The following is a 16928-nucleotide window of genomic DNA, read 5'->3' on the forward strand; positions in this document are numbered from 1 at the left end:
AAAAATTTACGACTACTTAACTGCAGTAGTATAAGTGACTAAATGCCAAACTTTATCGTAATCTTTTCCATTTAATTTTCCGGGCGTTTTATCTTCTGTAAAGGCTTCCAGAAAATAATTTCCTTTTTGTTCTGGTTTGAAAGTGAATTTTCCTTCTGCATCGGTTTCAGTAGGTTGTGCTTTTCTTTCAGCATTTACAACCGTTAACTTTTGTTTTGCAAAAGGAGCTTTGTTGTAAATTACCTGATGAACTGAAGTTTCACCCACTTTTAAAGCATGTTTATCCGGTCTGATGGTTAATGCTGCAGTTGCAGGGAAAGCCGTGTTTACTTTAGCATTTCCTACTGCCACATCTGCAAAGGCATAATATTCAATTTTAGCTTTTTCATAAATGTCAGCAACTTCATGAACTACAGAAAGTTTATAGGTGCCATCCTGATCAGGAGTGAAACTTGCTTTAAAAAAACGTACATCCGGAGCTGTGGTTAACACCTTAGTTGTTCCGTTTGGAGCGGTTAACACCAGGCTGAATTGTTTTAAATTGCTAAACCATTTTGCGGCTGAGTCAGGTTCGTTGCTCTCGTATTCTCCGAAGAAAACTTTCACTTCCTGTGCTTGTCCTTTTTTACCTGTTGAGGCTGTTTCTATCCATAAAGCATGTGCAAATGCACTCGAAATGCTAAAGGCTAGAAAGAAAAATAATAATGAGATTTTAGTTTTCATGTTTTCTGGGTTGGGTTTTAAAACCAGGAGAAATTGATCTGATTCAATTGCTCCTGATTGATTTAATTAAAATTTATAGGCTACACTTACTCTGTAGTTTCTTGGTGCTTCGGCTTGCCATGAGTAGACTGGTAGATCGTAGGTTGGAGCATTCCAGTAATTGGTGTAATACGCACCACTATACAAATACTTGTCTAAAATGTTAAATACATTGGCGGTTATTTTTATTTTTTTATGCGACCAGAATAAGCCTCCATCCAGTTTAAAATAATCAGGAAGATTTTCGTTAGCGTTTTCTCCGCTGTATGTTCCTACTGCTCTGCCGGCCAGGTATGTAAAACCTCCAGAAATCCCTGCACCTTTGAGCAGGCCATTCTGTAATGAATAGGTTAACCATGCATTCGTGGTATGTTTTGAAAAACCTGGTACAACCTGACCTACAAAAACGCCTTCAACTCCATCTGCTACCTTTGTTACCTTCGCATCAGTATAGGCATAGTTTGCAATTAAGTTTAATCCTTTGGCCAATTCACCACGGATATCAAACTCTATACCTTGTGCTCTTTTTTCGCCAATTACAATACTGAAAGTTTCTCCGGCCTTGTTAAGTGGATCTCCGGTAATCTCATTCTGTTTGGTAATTCTATAAACGGATAGGGTGGTGTTCCAACGGCCGTCAAACCAGTCTTTTTTGATACCCAATTCTTTGTTGTTACCGGTAATGGGTTTTGCGGTGCCACCATCCCGGAAAAAGCCGGTCTGTGGGGTAAAAGCTTCATCATAAACTGCATAAACAGAAGTGTTTTTATCAACCGATACGCTTAAGCCAACCCTTGGGGTTACATGTTTGGCTTTATCAGGTGAACCACCCCAGGCCGATTGACTTACATAAGTGTAACGACCTGCAAGGGTTAAACGAACAATATTATCGAAAAAGCCTAATTCATCCTGAACGTAACCGCTTAAGTATTTTTGATCCATTAAACCTCCTGCTGCAACAGCCCTTTGTTCTAATGGAGTAACACGGTCAAAGTTTGGATAACCGTTTGACGGGAAGCCATAATTCGGATTGTATAAATTAAATGGAGAACTGGCGAGATCTAAATCGTGAGACTGACCCCAATCGGCCATATAATTTTTCTTGCCACCATCAAAACCAGCTAAAATGCGGTGTACAATGCCACCTGTTTTAACCGTTCCGTTCACAAATAACTGAGCTAATTTCATGCTGCTTTCAGCATCCCATATCCCAACATTACGAATAATGGTACCATTTGGATATACTGCTGATGGCCATGAGCTTGTGCCATTTTGTAAATATTTATAATAAGCTGCCTGTGCAGTTAATTTCCAATTCTGACCTAGTTGTTGTGTTAAGTTCAATGTTACACTATGGTCGTTGATTCGGGTAGGCTGTACGCCAGGTTGTGTTAAAGTAAACTCCCTTGGTAAGCTGGCATACCCGGCAGTATTAAAAATATAATAAGAACCTACCTCAGTCATTTTTGCATTTTGCAAGGTATACTCTGCTGTTAGCTTGGTGCTTGGTGTTATTTGATAACTTAATACGGGTGCAAAACTGTAGCGGTCATTTTGTTCGAATGGTCTGAACGATCCCTTATTTTGTGCAGCTGCGTTTAACCTGAATAAGAATTTACCATCAGCAGTTAGTTTGTGGTCAAGATCAATTGTTGTACGGTATAAATCGAAGCTTCCGGCAGTAAACGAAACCTCGCCCTGGTTTAAACCGGTAGGTTTTTTAGTCACCACGTTATACATGCCGCTTGGATCGCCATTGCCCAGCATAAATCCGGCAGGACCTTTAACAAACTCAATATGGTCAACAAAGCTCATGTCTTCGGTTAATGGCCCCCAGTAAGATGAAACCACATTGAAACCATTACGCATGGCCTGAATTTGCGATCCGCGCATTAAAATATTGGTGTACATATCTCCCCAGTGTTCAAGACGAACTGCACCACTTACATTTCTAATCAAGCCATCGCTCATGCTAATGATCTGCTGGTCTTTAAGGATTCCACTACTTACGATTTGAATGTTTTGTGGTGCCTCTAACAATGGTTCGTTTAACCTGAGTGTAGCAGAAGGTAAGCTTACTTTGTATTTTTGATTAATCCCCGCTATTGTAATTTCCTCCAGCGCCTGGTCATTTTCTTTAAATACGAAATCGATAATTTTAGTCTCACCTGCAACAATCGTAATGCTTTTTTCTGAGGCGTCGATACCAACTGCAGAAGCTTTAATTGTATAAGTTCCGGCTTTAACACGGTTTATGGTGTATAAGCCATTATCATCTGATGTAGTGCCTTGACCCTTGCCCTTTAATCCAATTGAAATAAAGGCCGCTGGTTTTCCATTAGAAGTGCTAATCTTTCCCTTTATTGTTCCAAATTGTTGCGCAAATGAGAATAAGCTAAAGAGAGAGCATAAGAACGTTAAGCTAATGGGTTTAATTTTATTCATTTTTTAATATTTATTGTTGTTTTTAATTAGAATTTGTAGGTAACGCTGCCGGTAACAGTTCTTAGGTCTTGAGGATTCATGGTGCTGTAACCTGTCCAGTATTTTTGGTTGGTGAAGTTGTCTACTTTGGCTCCGATCCTGAATCTTGAATGGTCGTAAAATACCGAGGCATTGAAAACCTTATAAGCAGGTAATATAAATACCCCCTGGCTTACACTATTTACAATTTTGTTGTCGCTTGCATAATTACCGCCTGCGCCTAATCCAAAACCCTTAAGCGAGCCGGCATTGAATTTATAACTGATCCATAAGTTTGCTGAGTAGGGTGCCGCTGAATAAGCATCTCTTCTGCCCTCTACATCTGGCGATGCATTTTCTAAATGGTTATCGTTATAAGCGAAACCTGCAATAATATTTAAACCGTCAACAGGGTTTGCAATAACTTCAGCTTCTATACCTTTGCTAATTTTATTACCATCCTGAATTTGTGCATTAGGATTACTGGCATCTTGGTTATAACCCCTAACAATATCTTTAACTTTAATATAGTAGTAAGATACAGCGCCTGTTAATTTTCCATTAAAGATGTTCGTTTTAACACCACCTTCAATTTGGTTTGCCTGCTCGGCTTTAAAAGTATCACCTTTATAATCGATACCATTAACATTGTTAAAACCATTCTGGTAATTGGCAAATAATGATAACTGATCTTTAATCGGCTGAAATACCAAACCGAATTTTGGAGAAAAAACAGTTTGCTTGTAAGCACCTTTTGGAGATGAACCTGCACGGTCAGAGTTACCTTTGTTATCAAACCGGTCTACTCTTAAAGCGGCCAGGGCAATTAACCTGTCTGTTAAGTTAATTACATCAGAAACATAAGCACTGTAGGTATTGGTTTTAAAGTTATACGGATATTTAGGAACATTAGGAAGTGCCGCATAAAATGCAGCCAGATTATGTTCCGTAAAATCATTGTAATTTGCACCGGTTCCGTTTTTATTGGTTATATCAAAAGTATCGATCGAATAAAATAGCTGATCGGAGTTTTGGCTTAAATAATCCAGACCTAAAACCATTCTGTTTTTTACCGAACCTAAGTTGAAAGTGCCATTGAAATTTTGTTGAACCTCGTAGGTAAAAACCTTACTATTATCAGTTGATTGATCTGCTCTGGATAAAACTTCGGCGCCTGGTGCGGCAGCAGGGTTAAAATAGCTGTTTGGTACCAGGAACAAATATGTGCCACGCCCATTAGAGAAACTATAATTGCTTGAAAAACTGGTGTGCGAAGACCAATTATCGTTAAACTTATAATTAGCCTGTGAGAAGAAGTTAGAACTATTGTATTTCTGCTTCATCGCGTCGCCCGTAAAGGATTTGTCGTAAGCTATTCCAGCTTGGTCTGCCCTGTCAAAACCCAGTTGTGCAACCGGGAAATAGAAGAAAACAAAAGGTTTTAGGGTGCTTGTACCATTCGCAATTTCGGCGTCGAAAACAAAGTCTAATTTATCGTTTACTTTATATGATAAGCTCGGCGCAATGAAGAAACCTTTGTCAAACACATTCTCCTGAAAAGAACCTTTGTAATTATAAGAAGTATTTAATCGGGCATAAATGTGGTTATCTTTATCAACAGGAAAATTGAAATCGGTACTAACCCTGTTAAAATCGTAGCTGCCTGTCGAAAAACTTACCGCGCCTCCGGTTCCTTCAAAAGGTTTTTTGGTAATACGGTTAATTAAACCACCATATGAGGTTAATGTACTACCAAATAAAGTAGCAGATGGACCTTTAATAAACTCTACATTTTCTAAGTTAGCAGCATCGTTACGGCCGGTTACGTTACCAGCAATTCCGTTTCTCAGTTTCGCCTGTACAATAAAACCTCTTGATGCGTAATAAGCACCACCATCGCCACCCCGCGAAGTTGATTCCCACATTTTTTGAACACCAGTGGCATTACGGGCTGCATCATCAACCGAAAACACAAGCTGATCGGCCATTGTTTCTTTCGTAATTGTGGTATATACCTGCGGGTTTTCTAAGTTATTAAGTGGCATTTTCGAAACAAATTCACTTTTCTTAGCGATATACTTATTTACGCCCTGGTTAATATTTACTTCATTAAGCTGGTTTGAATTTTGGTTGATTACAAAATCAACGGTTTTGTGCTCACCAGCGGTAATCGTCACTGGTTTTTCTATGTTTTGGATACCAACAGCCGATACCCTTAATATATATGATCCTGGTTTAACCCGCTGGATTTCGAAAATACCCTTTTCGTTAGTTACATTTCCCAGACCTTTTCCTTTTAAACCTACTGAAATATAAGCTGCTGGTTTACCGTCGGAAGTGGTAACGGTACCACTTATGGTCGCAAACTGCTGAGCAAAGGAGAGTAGACTGGTAAAAGTTAAAAGAAACGTTATACTGAAAAGTCTGATTTTAAGCATGATAATATTTATTTGGATTAATTCTAAACAGCTGCAAAATAACGGTAGAAAAACGTATTATCCAAATTATTTTGAATTATTCTAAATAGATGAATTTGAGGCCTGTATTTCGGTGTTATATTTCTCTTTTTGGGCAAAAAGAAACGAATTACTTTAACGTTTTAGTCGATATTTTATCCGTATTTAAGCGCAATTTTTTACAACTAAACTTTTGGTAGAATTTCTCCAATTTTAATTTGGTGATGGGTGAGAATATGAGCTTATTTAGTGAAATGAGGCGTTTTGAGCAGTTAGCGGTAGATTATTAATTACAAATGTCATTTTTTATGAAACAAAATATGGTATATCGACCAATTTTTAGGTTAAAATATGGTTCATTTTGATTAAAAAAAAATTAAAATTTGAGTAAAAATATTGATACTTTTAGTTTATAATCAAACCTAACTAATCATCCTATCCCAACCATCAATGGAAAAAACTTCTACAAGACATTGCTATGTGAAATTTTTAGCGGCAACTTTTTTTTATTTGCTCATTCCCTGGCTCGCTTTTGCGCAGAAAACAATCAAAGGAACCGTTTTAGATCAGAATCAAAGCCCCATCCCCGGGGTATCTATTTTAGAAAAAGGGACAAAAAATGGTACATCAACAAATGCCGAAGGTAAATATGTACTGACCATACAAAACGAGAAGGCCGTTATTGTCGCCAGAATAGTAGGTTTCCTGCCGGTAGAAAAACCGCTTAATGGAAACAGTACTTTAAACTTCACGCTGGCTGATGACAATAAGATGCTGGATGAGGTGGTACTTATTGGCTATCAGAAAATTACAAGGAAGAAAACAACTGCTTCGATTTCCAGTATTTCGGGAAAAGAACTGGCCAATTTACCTGCATCAAGTTTCGATCAGTTGTTACAGGGTAGGCTTTCGGGGGTAAATGTTCAAAATTTTACGGGTCAGCCCGGCGTATCTCCATCTGTATCGGTGAGGGGTAACTCTACAGCGAGCACCAGCTACGATCAGTATAATACGATACGATCACCTTTATATGTGGTTGATGGAATACCGCAGTCGTCAGATGATTTTGTGCCGCCTGGAACAGGAACCGGTACTAACTATTTAGCGGGTATCAATCCGAATGATATTGAATCGATAGATGTACTGAAAGATGCATCTGCTGCAGCTATTTATGGCTCCAGGGCAGCTAATGGTGTAATCTTAATCACCACAAAAAAAGGAACAGGCGGCGAAACTAAAGTTAGCCTGAGTTCTTATGTAGGTTTTGTGCAAAGGCCGGATTTAAGAGAGGCAACCATCGGTGCTACAGAACGCAGACAAAAGATGGAAGTTTTGCAAAGGCAGCTTACCTACGACCAAAGAAGACAGCTACCTTATATACTTACGGATAGTTTAAACCCGGCTTTTAACGGAAATACCGATTGGCAGGATCTGTTTTATCAGGTAGGTAAGATTAATGACAACAATTTAAGTTTAACCGGTGGCGGAGAAAATGGGATGACCTATCGTTTTAGCGGAGGCTATTATAACGAACAGGGTATTATCAAAGGGACCGGATTTAAACGTTATAGCAGCAGACTTAACTTGTCATCAAGGGCATTGAACAAAAAATTGATGATCAATCCACAGTTTTATTATTCAAGGGCTGATCGGGCCAGGGGAAATGAGGATCCTGACGATCCTTCGAAACCTACCAAAATAGGCTCGGGTAATTTACCTTCTTCTCTGCTTAATTTGTCGCCAGAGAAACTCGACTTTTTTGTAAATCCCAATAGCGAAAACCTGGATAAAAATATCAGTAACCAGTTTGGGGTAAACCTAAATTTATCTTATGAGTTTAATAAACACTTTACACTAAACTCTCAGTCATCTTACACCGCAGATAATGCACGTAGGGATGCGAGTGTGAGCAGTTTATTAAACAATGGTTTCGGTAACGCCTCTACCAGCTTCTCTTCAAGTGCAATGGGTTTGAGAACCTCTAATTATTTAAATTATAATGGTTCGATACAAAAACACTCATTCACGGCTGTTGTTGGACAGGATATAGAGTACAGTCAGTATCAAAATACACAGGCTGCCGGATTTGGTGGTGCTTCTGATAATATTGAGGTGGTCACCGGATTTCAACAAGCCAATATCAGAGCATTATCGCAATATAGAGCCCATGGTTTAATTGCCTATTACGGACGTTTTAATTACGATTATGCGGAGAAATATTTATTATCTGCAACCATAAGAACCGATGGTTCATCAGGTTTTGGTGAGAATAACAAATGGGGCGTGTTTCCATCGCTATCTTTAGGCTGGATCTTGTCTGAAGAAAATTTCATGAAAAACATCACCAATAACCCATTTACACTGGTAAAAATCAGGGGTAGTTATGGTGCAACAGGTAATGAAGATTTAAGAAATGCTTACGTACAGTATAATAAGTATGTTGTTAATAATGGTGTTTTTGAAGGCAATGGTTTTATTGCTGGCGATGGTGGCGCCACTTCTTACAACGGCGTTACTGCAATAACACCAAACTTTGTTAACGGTGTAGCCCAAAAAGACCTAAGCTGGGAGAAATCTACCCAATGGAACATTGGTACCGATGTCGAAATACAAAATGGAAAATATGCATTCTCATTTGATGTGTATAATAAAGAGGTTAAGGAGAAACTATTTAACGTAGACCTACCAGTTACTTCAGGTTACGATGTTGCTTATACCAATGCCTTTTCGGTACGTAATGCAGGTATGGAACTTACTTTTACCGCAAACCCAATCAACAAAAAGATTAAATGGTATACCTCATTTAATATCTCCTACAACAAGAACCAGATCATGAGTTTGCCAAACGGCGGTAGAGATATCATTTTGAGTGGCGACAGGTTTGATAAAACACATATTTTATCGGTGGGTAGCCCTATTAATGCATTCTATCTTTATCAAACCAGGGGTGTGTTTTCGAGAACTTCAGATATTCCGCAGAACCCTTTCACCGGCGAGCGATATAGGAATAGCAACGGAACCTTTAACGAGGGGGATTTTTACCTGGCGGATTTAGATGGCGATTATTTCGTTGATATTTTTAATGATGGTATTAACCCGGATAAGATGCCAATTGGAGATCCAAATCCTCGTTTTACAGGTGGTTTTACCAATAACCTGAGTTATAAAAATTTCACACTTGGTATTTTTACCACCTTTACCTTTAAAAGAGATGTACTCAATTTATTCGATTCCGATCGTTTTGCAAACTCTCAGGATGGAAATGCTGTAGCTAATTTTGCTAATTTTTCTACGCCAGATCTGGATCGGTTGAATATCTGGAGAAGTGCAGGCGATAATGCAGAATATGCCAAGTACGATTTAGGTACTTACAGATATTATTATACAGGAGCACAAACTTTCTTCTTAGAAAAAGGTGGTTATTTAAGAATAAAAAGTATAAACCTTGGCTACGATCTTAATGCAAGCACATTAAAGAAACTGGGCTTAGGTCAATTTAAAATATTTGCCGTAGTAGATAATGTATGGATGTTCCAGCAATCTAAAAAACTACCAGATGCAGAGGCTGTAAATGGGTATGGCGAGTATAATGGAAACGGATATCCGATTCCGAAAAAATATACTTTAGGTGTTCAAGTTCAATTTTAATATCATCAATAATGAAAAATATAATTACAAAACTCAGCATATTAAGTACTGTAATCATTATAGTTACCACCAGTGCCTGTAAAAAATTACTTTACGAAGAACCCAAAGATGCGCCATATGAGCAAACATTTTGGAAAACAGCCAAAGATGTAAGGAGTGCCATGGCTGGTAATTATGCGATGTTCCGTAGCGCTATTACCAATAAAAGTAACCGGTATTTCATGTATGGAGATGCAATCGCCAAAAATTACTTTACCATCCAATATACAGGAGATGGCCTGGAAGGTATACAGAATGGCGATTTTACCTTTCAGTACAACTTAAATAGCCTGGCAAATTATACCTTATATTATAAAAGCATTGCCATGTCTAATCTCATTTTGCAAAAAGCAGCTGGCATGAGCAATTCTCAATTGTCTTCTGAAGATGATCCTGCCGAATTTAGAAATAATATTATGGGACAGGCCTACTTTCTAAGAGCATTGAGTTATTTTATGATGGTTAGGGTTTGGGGCGATGTACCTGTTGTTACCGAAGCCTATGAAGATCCGATTAATGCACCTCAATTGCCTAGAACATCGAAAGCAGAAGTGATGAAACTGATTGAGAGCGATTGCCATAAAGCCATTAATTTGTTAAGCTGGAATTATGCCAACAGTGGCGATGCAAAAGTGACAGCCAATAAAGGGTCTGGTTATGCGCTTTTAGCTCATTTATTTTTGTGGCGCGCTACTATGTCCAATGTAGCCTCAGATGCACCAAATATGGTTGACGTGAATAGTGCCGATACCACCATTAACACCTTAATTAGTCGTGGAGGTTATACATTAACAGATACTGCAAATTATAAAAACACCTTTATAGGCCGTTCTTCAGAAGGTATTTTTGAGATCAACATCAGTGAGAATACCCTTGAAGGCTCAAATAGTTCGGTGGGTGGATTTTTCTTAAACGAATCTTATATTGTTGGAAATGGCAACAACCCAAGGTATTTTGTAGTGCCGAGGTATTTAGATGATCATTTTTACACGACTACCGATATCAGGTATAAAAAAGGATTTGATTTAACCATACCAGAAAAACCAGCGTCTTTAAAATACAGTAATGTAACCTATCGAAACCCAGGACAAAAATTAAATCCTTATTTAAGCAATAACATCATCATATTCCGTTTAGCTGATATGAGGTTGTTAAAAGCCGAAATTGCACTGTATAAAGGAGATGCGGCTACCGCAACAACTATTATTAACACGTTTAGAACAAGAAACGACCCTAATCCTGTTTTGGTAGATCCTGGCTTAACGGTAGATGAGGTGATGGATGAATACATTATAGAGCGTGGAAGAGAAATGTTTTTAGAAGGACACCTGTTTTATGATTTATTGAGAACCAGAAGGTATGGATTCCTTGTAGACTGGCTTCCGGTAGAAAGATTTAGAAAAGAGGGCTTTTATTGGCCGGTAGATCCTGCTCTGTTTAGGAATAATCCATATTTAAAACAAACCACCTATTGGTTGGGTAAAGTGTAAATAAATTAATCTTTAGATTAAAAATCATGAAAAATAATATTCTAATATATATAGCTATAGTCGTAGTCGCTTTCTCGGCATGTAAAAAAGACGACTATAAGCGCGATGGAGGGCCCAGCAACGCCTACGTGGATATGACTACCTACGATTACTTAAAATCTAACCGGAATTTTGATTCTTTGGTTAAAGTAATCGATAAAGCTGGTTTAAAAGATGCTGTAAATGGAAATGTAACTTTCTTTGCCACCACTAATTATAGTGTTGCCGATTATGTAAAGGCAAAGAAAAACCAAAAGGCTATTGAAACCGGAAATGAAAATATTAATTTCGGAATAAAGGATATTCCTGCTCAGGAGCTTAGTGATTCGTTGAAGACCTATCTTTTTGCCGGAAAAATTGATAGAGATCAGATTACGCTGGGAGGCAAACTATACAACAGCGCACTCGGTGTAATTCCCAATGTTCAGTATTTAATCAAATTCAGACGTTCTTTTGAATATGGGCAGTATGTAAATTACGTAGATTATGTTACCTATACCAAGGTAATTGGTACACGTGATGATAAAGAACCTAATCAGGATGCAATACCTGAAGATCAAAAAGACAAAGCGGTAGACGTCCAGACTTCTGGCATTATCACAAAAACAGGGATTGTTCATGTTTTAAGTGGAAATCATAGGTTGTTCTTTAATGGGCAGCCACTAGGGAATTAAATCATAAATTATTTAAATTATGAAAATTAAATATATTTTGGGCATACTATTCTTGTTGAGTATTTATGCCTGTTCAAAAATTGAGAATGGTTTCCAAAGTGACTCCATTCGCTATAAAGACAACGATATTTTTGCTAAAAGAGGCTTGATACTTTTCCAGTCTGACAGGATTAACGCAGATGGTTCAACACCACCTTATACCTTTAAAATGTTAAACCTGAGAAAAGAAGATGGCTCTCCGGCGCCGGCTGAGTTTTCTAAAGAATACGAGATCCTGGTGTTCAAGGAAGGTACAAGTTTTAATGCCGAAACTGACGTAACTGTTGAGCTGCTGAACAAGAAAAGAGAATTGGTGAAAAAATTACCAATGTATTTTAACGAAAATAGCGGGCAGCTAACTTTTAACAGGGCATCGGCTAATTTACCGTTGGGCAGATATGTGTTTGATGTTGAAATGACCAATCGTACAGGCACAAAACTTTTTCCTAAAATGGCCACCATAAATGTTGTAGATCCAATTGGAGAAGATTTATTCGTGATCACAGATAATGTTTCTAACGGTTTTAATGATGTTACGGGTGTAGCCACGCCGATGAAAAATCCAATCATTACCTGTACCAAAATATCTAACCAGGGAGCAAGGGCCATTTTAAAGATGGTTGATAAAAATGGTAAAGTTTTTAATCCTAAAGCAGGAGAAATTATAGCAAGGGGAGATAGGCCAATTTTTGAAAACTATGCTAAATTCAACCCGGTTATTCAAACTGATACCGCCATGATCTGCGATTTTGAGGTAGCACCGTTTCCTTTAACAAAATATGTTACACCAACTACCGATTGGGGTTTCTTAATGTATTACAGGATACCGAGCACCTTTGTAAAGTCAATAGATGGCTTTCCGGCATCACCAGGTTTTTCTGTAAATCCAAGATGGTCGTGGCAGTTAAAATTAGAGGGAACTTATGTCATCCAGGTGAAATTTACTGATGTGGTCAAAAAATAATTCAAGAAGAGGGCTATGTCATTAATGGTCTCTTCCTGAATTGTAAATATAAAAAGGGCAATTTTCATATCGAAAGTTGCCCTTTTTTATGGATCAATATTTTTATGCGATTATTTAATCAATATGGCCTGCAAACTTAAAGGACGTTCAGTTTCATTTGCTGGTGTTACCAAACCGCCACAAATAATGTCATAATGATAACCCGCTGTAAAAGTAGTGCTGGCAGAAGTAGCTTTAACAGTTCCCGATGAAGTTTCTTTTGCATCCAATGTATAAGTTCCTGCATCTACAGCAATAAAACCACTTGCACTTTTATAGGCTTTATTAGTAGCCAGCATGGTGGTAGCGCTGGTTTTTGCCAGGTCTAAAGCCGGTGCATCAGGTGATAAGTTGATAAAACGGATATAAGCTTTATCCGTTGATGGAATAGAAAGATCATCCCCAATGGTATAAGTATCTAATGCAGCAGGTTTGTTAATTAAATAAGAAGAATAATAAGTGCCCGGACTTAAGGTAAGGGTTTTGGTTAACAAACTCTCTGTACTGCTGGCAGTAGTAAATTTTAGACTGTAGCTGCCTGCGGGATAAGAAAGATAGGCAGCGGAGCCACCGAATGGTAAAGCTGCCGAATTAACTATGCTCCCGTTAAAGTAAGCATTGTAGGTTGCCAAAGAAGGTGATGCATTGATTACCCTTAAATAAGATATGGTAGGATCGGCAGTTTCGGTTTTTTTACAGGAAGTTAATGCTGTAAAAGCGATTAGAACAAATAAAGTGATCGATTTGAAATGAAATGGCGTAAAATTCTTCATACAGTTAAAATTTTGATTTAATATTTAAGAAGTATCCATAAAACGATAGCCAGATCGCATTCGCTACAGACGTACAAATATTGGGGTTAAACCGTATTGCAGGATGTTAAATGATGTTAAGCAGATGTTAAAGTTTGTCGCGTTTTTTTAACAATGTTAAAATTGGTAACTGTACCAATAGCCGAACGATACATTACCCGAAAATTTTTAAAAGCCATTAGCTGCCCAAATCCTCGTTTAAGTCAGATTAATTCAATAAAATGGAAAGCTTAACATAAAAAAATGACGATATTATTGTGTAACTCGATTTTTATTTAAACCTTTGCACCTCAATAGAGTTAAAGCCGTTTTAATACGCAAGAAATGATTAAACAAATTTTATATAAGCTTTCTGTTTCCTCAGCACAAAATGTGTCTGGGAAAGGTTTGTTTATTAATCATTTTCAGCCCGTATTTTATTATCCCACAAGCCGGCAAAATTTCACTCCACGTATTTAGTACCCACACTAAACGTAACGAGGAATTGATCCTCTCTAAAAACCCAATTAACAAGAATACTTATAATTTTTCGTTAGAAAACGAATGGATATTAACGAATTTATAGTGCAGGTTGCACTTCCTGAACATCGTGTATTTGCCGAAGAAATAGTAACAGAGATGGCTGAATCGGCAAAAGCTCGTGGAACAGGCATTGCTAAGCGTTCGCCGGAATATATTTCTAATAAAATGCAGGAGGGCAAATCGGTTATTGCTTTCCACAAGGATGGTTCCTGGGCGGGATTTTGCTATATAGAAACCTGGAGCCACGGACAGTTTGTGGCCAATAGTGGTTTGGTGGTAAGCCCTAAATACCGCAAAGCGGGATTAGCAAAGGCCATTAAAAATGAAATTTTCGGTTTGTCGAGAAAGTTGTACCCAAAAGCGAAAATATTTGGTCTAACCACTGGCTTGGCCGTCATGAAAATCAATTCTGATTTAGGCTATGAACCTGTAACCTACAGCGAACTTACCCAGGATGAAGAATTTTGGAAAGGCTGCCAGAGCTGCGTAAACTTCGAAATCTTAAAAATGAAGGAACGCAAAAACTGTATGTGTACAGCTATGCTTTACGATCCGGCTGAGAAAAAGCACGAAGTAGCCAAGCAATTTGCCGAAGAACTGCAAAAGAAACCCAAATTATACGAGCGCTTTATGCGCATTAAACAGCGCTTAGTTGTTAAACCTAAGCCAAAAAATGGCTTAAAAGCCCTTTTATTTTTATTTACCTTTTTATTTAAATAGCATGAAAAAAGTTGTTTTAGCATTTAGCGGAGGCTTAGATACCTCATTTTGTTGTATTTACCTGGCACAAGATCGTGGATTAGAAGTTCATTCAGTAATCGTAAATACTGGCGGTTTTTCTGATGAAGAATTACAGGAAATTGAGAAAAGAGCATATGCTTTAGGCGTAAAATCGCATGCTGTTGTAGATGAAACTGAAAGTTACTATGAAGGTTGTATTAAATACCTGGTATTTGGTAATGTATTAAAAAATGCCACTTATCCATTATCAGTAAGTGCAGAACGCGTTAGTCAGGCAACTGCTATTGCCAATTATGTTAAAAAAATCGGTGCAGATTACGTGGCTCATGGAAGTACTGGTGCAGGTAACGATCAGGTACGTTTTGATATGATCTTTAATATTCTTATTCCTGAGGTTGAAATCATTACGCCAATTAGAGATTTAAAATTATCCCGCGAAGCGGAAATAGAATATTTAGCACAACATGGTGTAGAATATAGTGCCGAAAAAGCAAGATATTCGATCAATAAAGGTTTATGGGGAACTTCGGTAGGAGGAAAGGAAACTTTAACCTCACACGAAACCTTGCCGGAAAGCGCCTGGCCAACCCAGGTTTCAGAAACAGAATCGCGTAAGGTAGAATTAACCTTCGAAAAAGGTGAACTGGTTGCCATTGATGGCGAAAAATTGGCACCTGTTAGGGCCATTCAAAAATTACAGGCCATTGCTCAGCCTTTTGGTATCGGTAGAGATATCCACGTAGGTGATACCATTATTGGTATTAAAGGCCGTGTGGGTTTTGAGGCGGCTGGTCCCATTCTCATTATTAAAGCACACCACACTTTAGAAAAACACACCTTAACCAAGTGGCAGTTAAGCTGGAAAGAGCAACTATCATCTTTTTATGGCAACTGGTTGCATGAAGGTCAGTTCCATGATCCGATTATGCGGAATATCGAGGCCTTTTTAGCCGATACACAAAAATTTGTGAGCGGTAAGGTGTTTGTAGAGTTGTTGCCATATCGTTTCCAGATTATCGGAATTGAATCTAACCATGATTTAATGAGCAATAAATTTGGTAGCTATGGCGAAATGAACAATGCCTGGAGCGGAGAAGATGTTAAAGGTTTCTCAAAAATATTTGGTAACCAGGTAATGATCTGGCATAAAGTAAATAACGAGGCATAACCTCGGAGATTTGAGGTATAAGGTTAAAGGCGTAAATTAAAGCGCCCAAACCTTAAACCTCGAGTTTCAAACCCTAAACCTTTTTAAATATGAAAATTAAAGCAGGAATAATTGGTGGTGCGGGTTACACAGGTGGCGAAATGCTACGTATTTTGGTTAACCACCCCAATGTTGAAATTGCTTTCGTAAATAGCACAAGTAACGCCGGAAACTTAATTTCCGATGTACATACTGATTTAATCGGCGATACGGATTTAAAATTCGTAAGTGATATCCCGCAAGATATCGATGTATTGTTTTTATGCGTTGGCCATGGTGATGCCAAAAAGTTTTTGACTGCAAATCCAATTAAAGATAACATTAAAATCATCGATCTTTCTCAGGATTTCAGGTTGCATGCAAATGCTAGCTTTTCGACCAAAGACTTTGTTTACGGATTACCTGAGCTGAATCGCGATAAAATTAAAGCAGCTAAAAATATTGCTAACCCTGGCTGTTTTGCGACTTGTATTCAATTGGGTTTATTACCATTGGCTGCTAAAGGATTGATTCAAAATGAGGTTCATATTAATGCAACTACGGGATCAACAGGTGCGGGACAGAGTTTATCAACCACTTCGCATTTCAGCTGGAGAAACAATAATCTTTCCATCTACAAGGCATTTGAGCACCAGCATTTGAATGAGATTAGCGAGAGTTTATTGCAGTTGCAACCATCCATTTCTGAAGCTTTAAATTTTATCCCACAGCGTGGAGCATTTACCAGAGGTATTTTAGCGGCAATGTACCTGGAAAGTGATTTGAGTTTAGAAGAAGCACAAAATATTTACGAAGCCTATTATAGTGCGCATCCTTTTACGCATGTAAGCAGGAAAAACATCGATCTAAAACAGGTTGTGAACACCAATAAGGCATTGGTACACCTAGAAAAACATGGTGGTAAATTATTTATCATCAGTATTATTGATAACCTGTTAAAAGGTGCCAGCGGACAAGCAGTTCAGAATATGAACTTAATGTTCGGTCTGGATGAAACAGCAGGACTTAAATTAAAAGCCGCCTATTTTTAATT

At 38.0% G+C, this 16928-nt stretch carries 11 protein-coding genes; 7 read left to right on the forward strand and 4 right to left on the reverse strand.

Annotated elements, in window-relative coordinates; translation table 11 throughout:
- Window positions 1–12: 12 nt before the first annotated feature.
- The 3 genes from AC07YT_RS11430 to AC07YT_RS11440 all read right to left on the reverse strand — a co-directional run bounded on the left by AC07YT_RS11430 (window position 13) and on the right by AC07YT_RS11440 (window position 5663).
- Complete coding sequence (locus AC07YT_RS11430; RefSeq protein WP_086548025.1) at window positions 13–723, reverse strand: DUF4198 domain-containing protein; 711 nt, start codon at window positions 721–723, stop codon at window positions 13–15.
- Window positions 724–789: 66 nt separating this feature from the next.
- A complete protein-coding gene (locus AC07YT_RS11435) occupies window positions 790–3207 on the reverse strand; it encodes a TonB-dependent receptor (protein WP_086548024.1) in 2418 nt (805 codons plus the stop codon).
- Window positions 3208–3233: 26 nt separating this feature from the next.
- Window positions 3234–5663 (reverse strand): TonB-dependent receptor, encoded by a 2430-nt coding sequence (locus tag AC07YT_RS11440; protein ID WP_086548023.1) that lies wholly within the window; start codon window positions 5661–5663, stop codon window positions 3234–3236.
- A 468-nt stretch (window positions 5664–6131) separates the two neighbouring features.
- Here AC07YT_RS11440 and AC07YT_RS11445 point away from each other — a divergent pair, with 468 nt between their 5' ends.
- The 4 genes from AC07YT_RS11445 to AC07YT_RS11460 are packed head-to-tail and all read left to right on the forward strand — an operon-like array spanning window position 6132 to window position 12574.
- On the forward strand, window positions 6132–9329 hold the full coding sequence (locus AC07YT_RS11445) for a SusC/RagA family TonB-linked outer membrane protein (protein ID WP_086548022.1): 3198 nt from the start codon (window positions 6132–6134) through the stop codon (window positions 9327–9329).
- Window positions 9330–9340: 11 nt separating this feature from the next.
- A complete protein-coding gene (locus tag AC07YT_RS11450) occupies window positions 9341–10858 on the forward strand; it encodes a RagB/SusD family nutrient uptake outer membrane protein (protein WP_086548021.1) in 1518 nt (505 codons plus the stop codon).
- A gap of 26 nt (window positions 10859–10884) precedes the next feature.
- Window positions 10885–11571, forward strand: coding sequence for a hypothetical protein (locus AC07YT_RS11455; protein ID WP_145954279.1), 687 nt, complete (start codon window positions 10885–10887; stop codon window positions 11569–11571).
- A gap of 19 nt (window positions 11572–11590) precedes the next feature.
- The gene (locus tag AC07YT_RS11460) at window positions 11591–12574 is read left to right on the forward strand and encodes a DUF5007 domain-containing protein (protein WP_086548019.1); all 984 of its coding nucleotides are present in this window, start codon (window positions 11591–11593) and stop codon (window positions 12572–12574) included.
- A 110-nt stretch (window positions 12575–12684) separates the two neighbouring features.
- Here AC07YT_RS11460 and AC07YT_RS11465 read toward each other — a convergent pair whose 3' ends face one another.
- Window positions 12685–13386 carry a DUF4397 domain-containing protein gene (locus tag AC07YT_RS11465; protein ID WP_086548018.1) on the reverse strand — a complete coding sequence of 234 codons (702 nt, stop codon included), beginning with the start codon at window positions 13384–13386 and terminating at the stop codon, window positions 12685–12687.
- 582 nt (window positions 13387–13968) lie between these two features.
- Between AC07YT_RS11465 and AC07YT_RS11470 the strand changes: the two genes are divergently transcribed.
- From AC07YT_RS11470 to argC, 3 genes are all read left to right on the forward strand, one after another.
- Window positions 13969–14667: an N-acetyltransferase gene (locus tag AC07YT_RS11470; RefSeq protein ID WP_057931816.1), complete on the forward strand. Its 699-nt coding sequence runs from the start codon at window positions 13969–13971 to the stop codon at window positions 14665–14667.
- Window position 14668: 1 nt separating this feature from the next.
- The gene (gene argG, locus AC07YT_RS11475) at window positions 14669–15856 is read left to right on the forward strand and encodes an argininosuccinate synthase (RefSeq protein WP_086548016.1); all 1188 of its coding nucleotides are present in this window, start codon (window positions 14669–14671) and stop codon (window positions 15854–15856) included.
- A gap of 89 nt (window positions 15857–15945) precedes the next feature.
- The gene (argC, locus tag AC07YT_RS11480) at window positions 15946–16926 is read left to right on the forward strand and encodes an N-acetyl-gamma-glutamyl-phosphate reductase (RefSeq protein ID WP_086548015.1); all 981 of its coding nucleotides are present in this window, start codon (window positions 15946–15948) and stop codon (window positions 16924–16926) included.
- The last annotated feature ends 2 nt before the right edge of the window (window positions 16927–16928 follow it).

This window comes from Pedobacter sp. GW460-11-11-14-TSB4 (genome assembly GCF_059423705.1).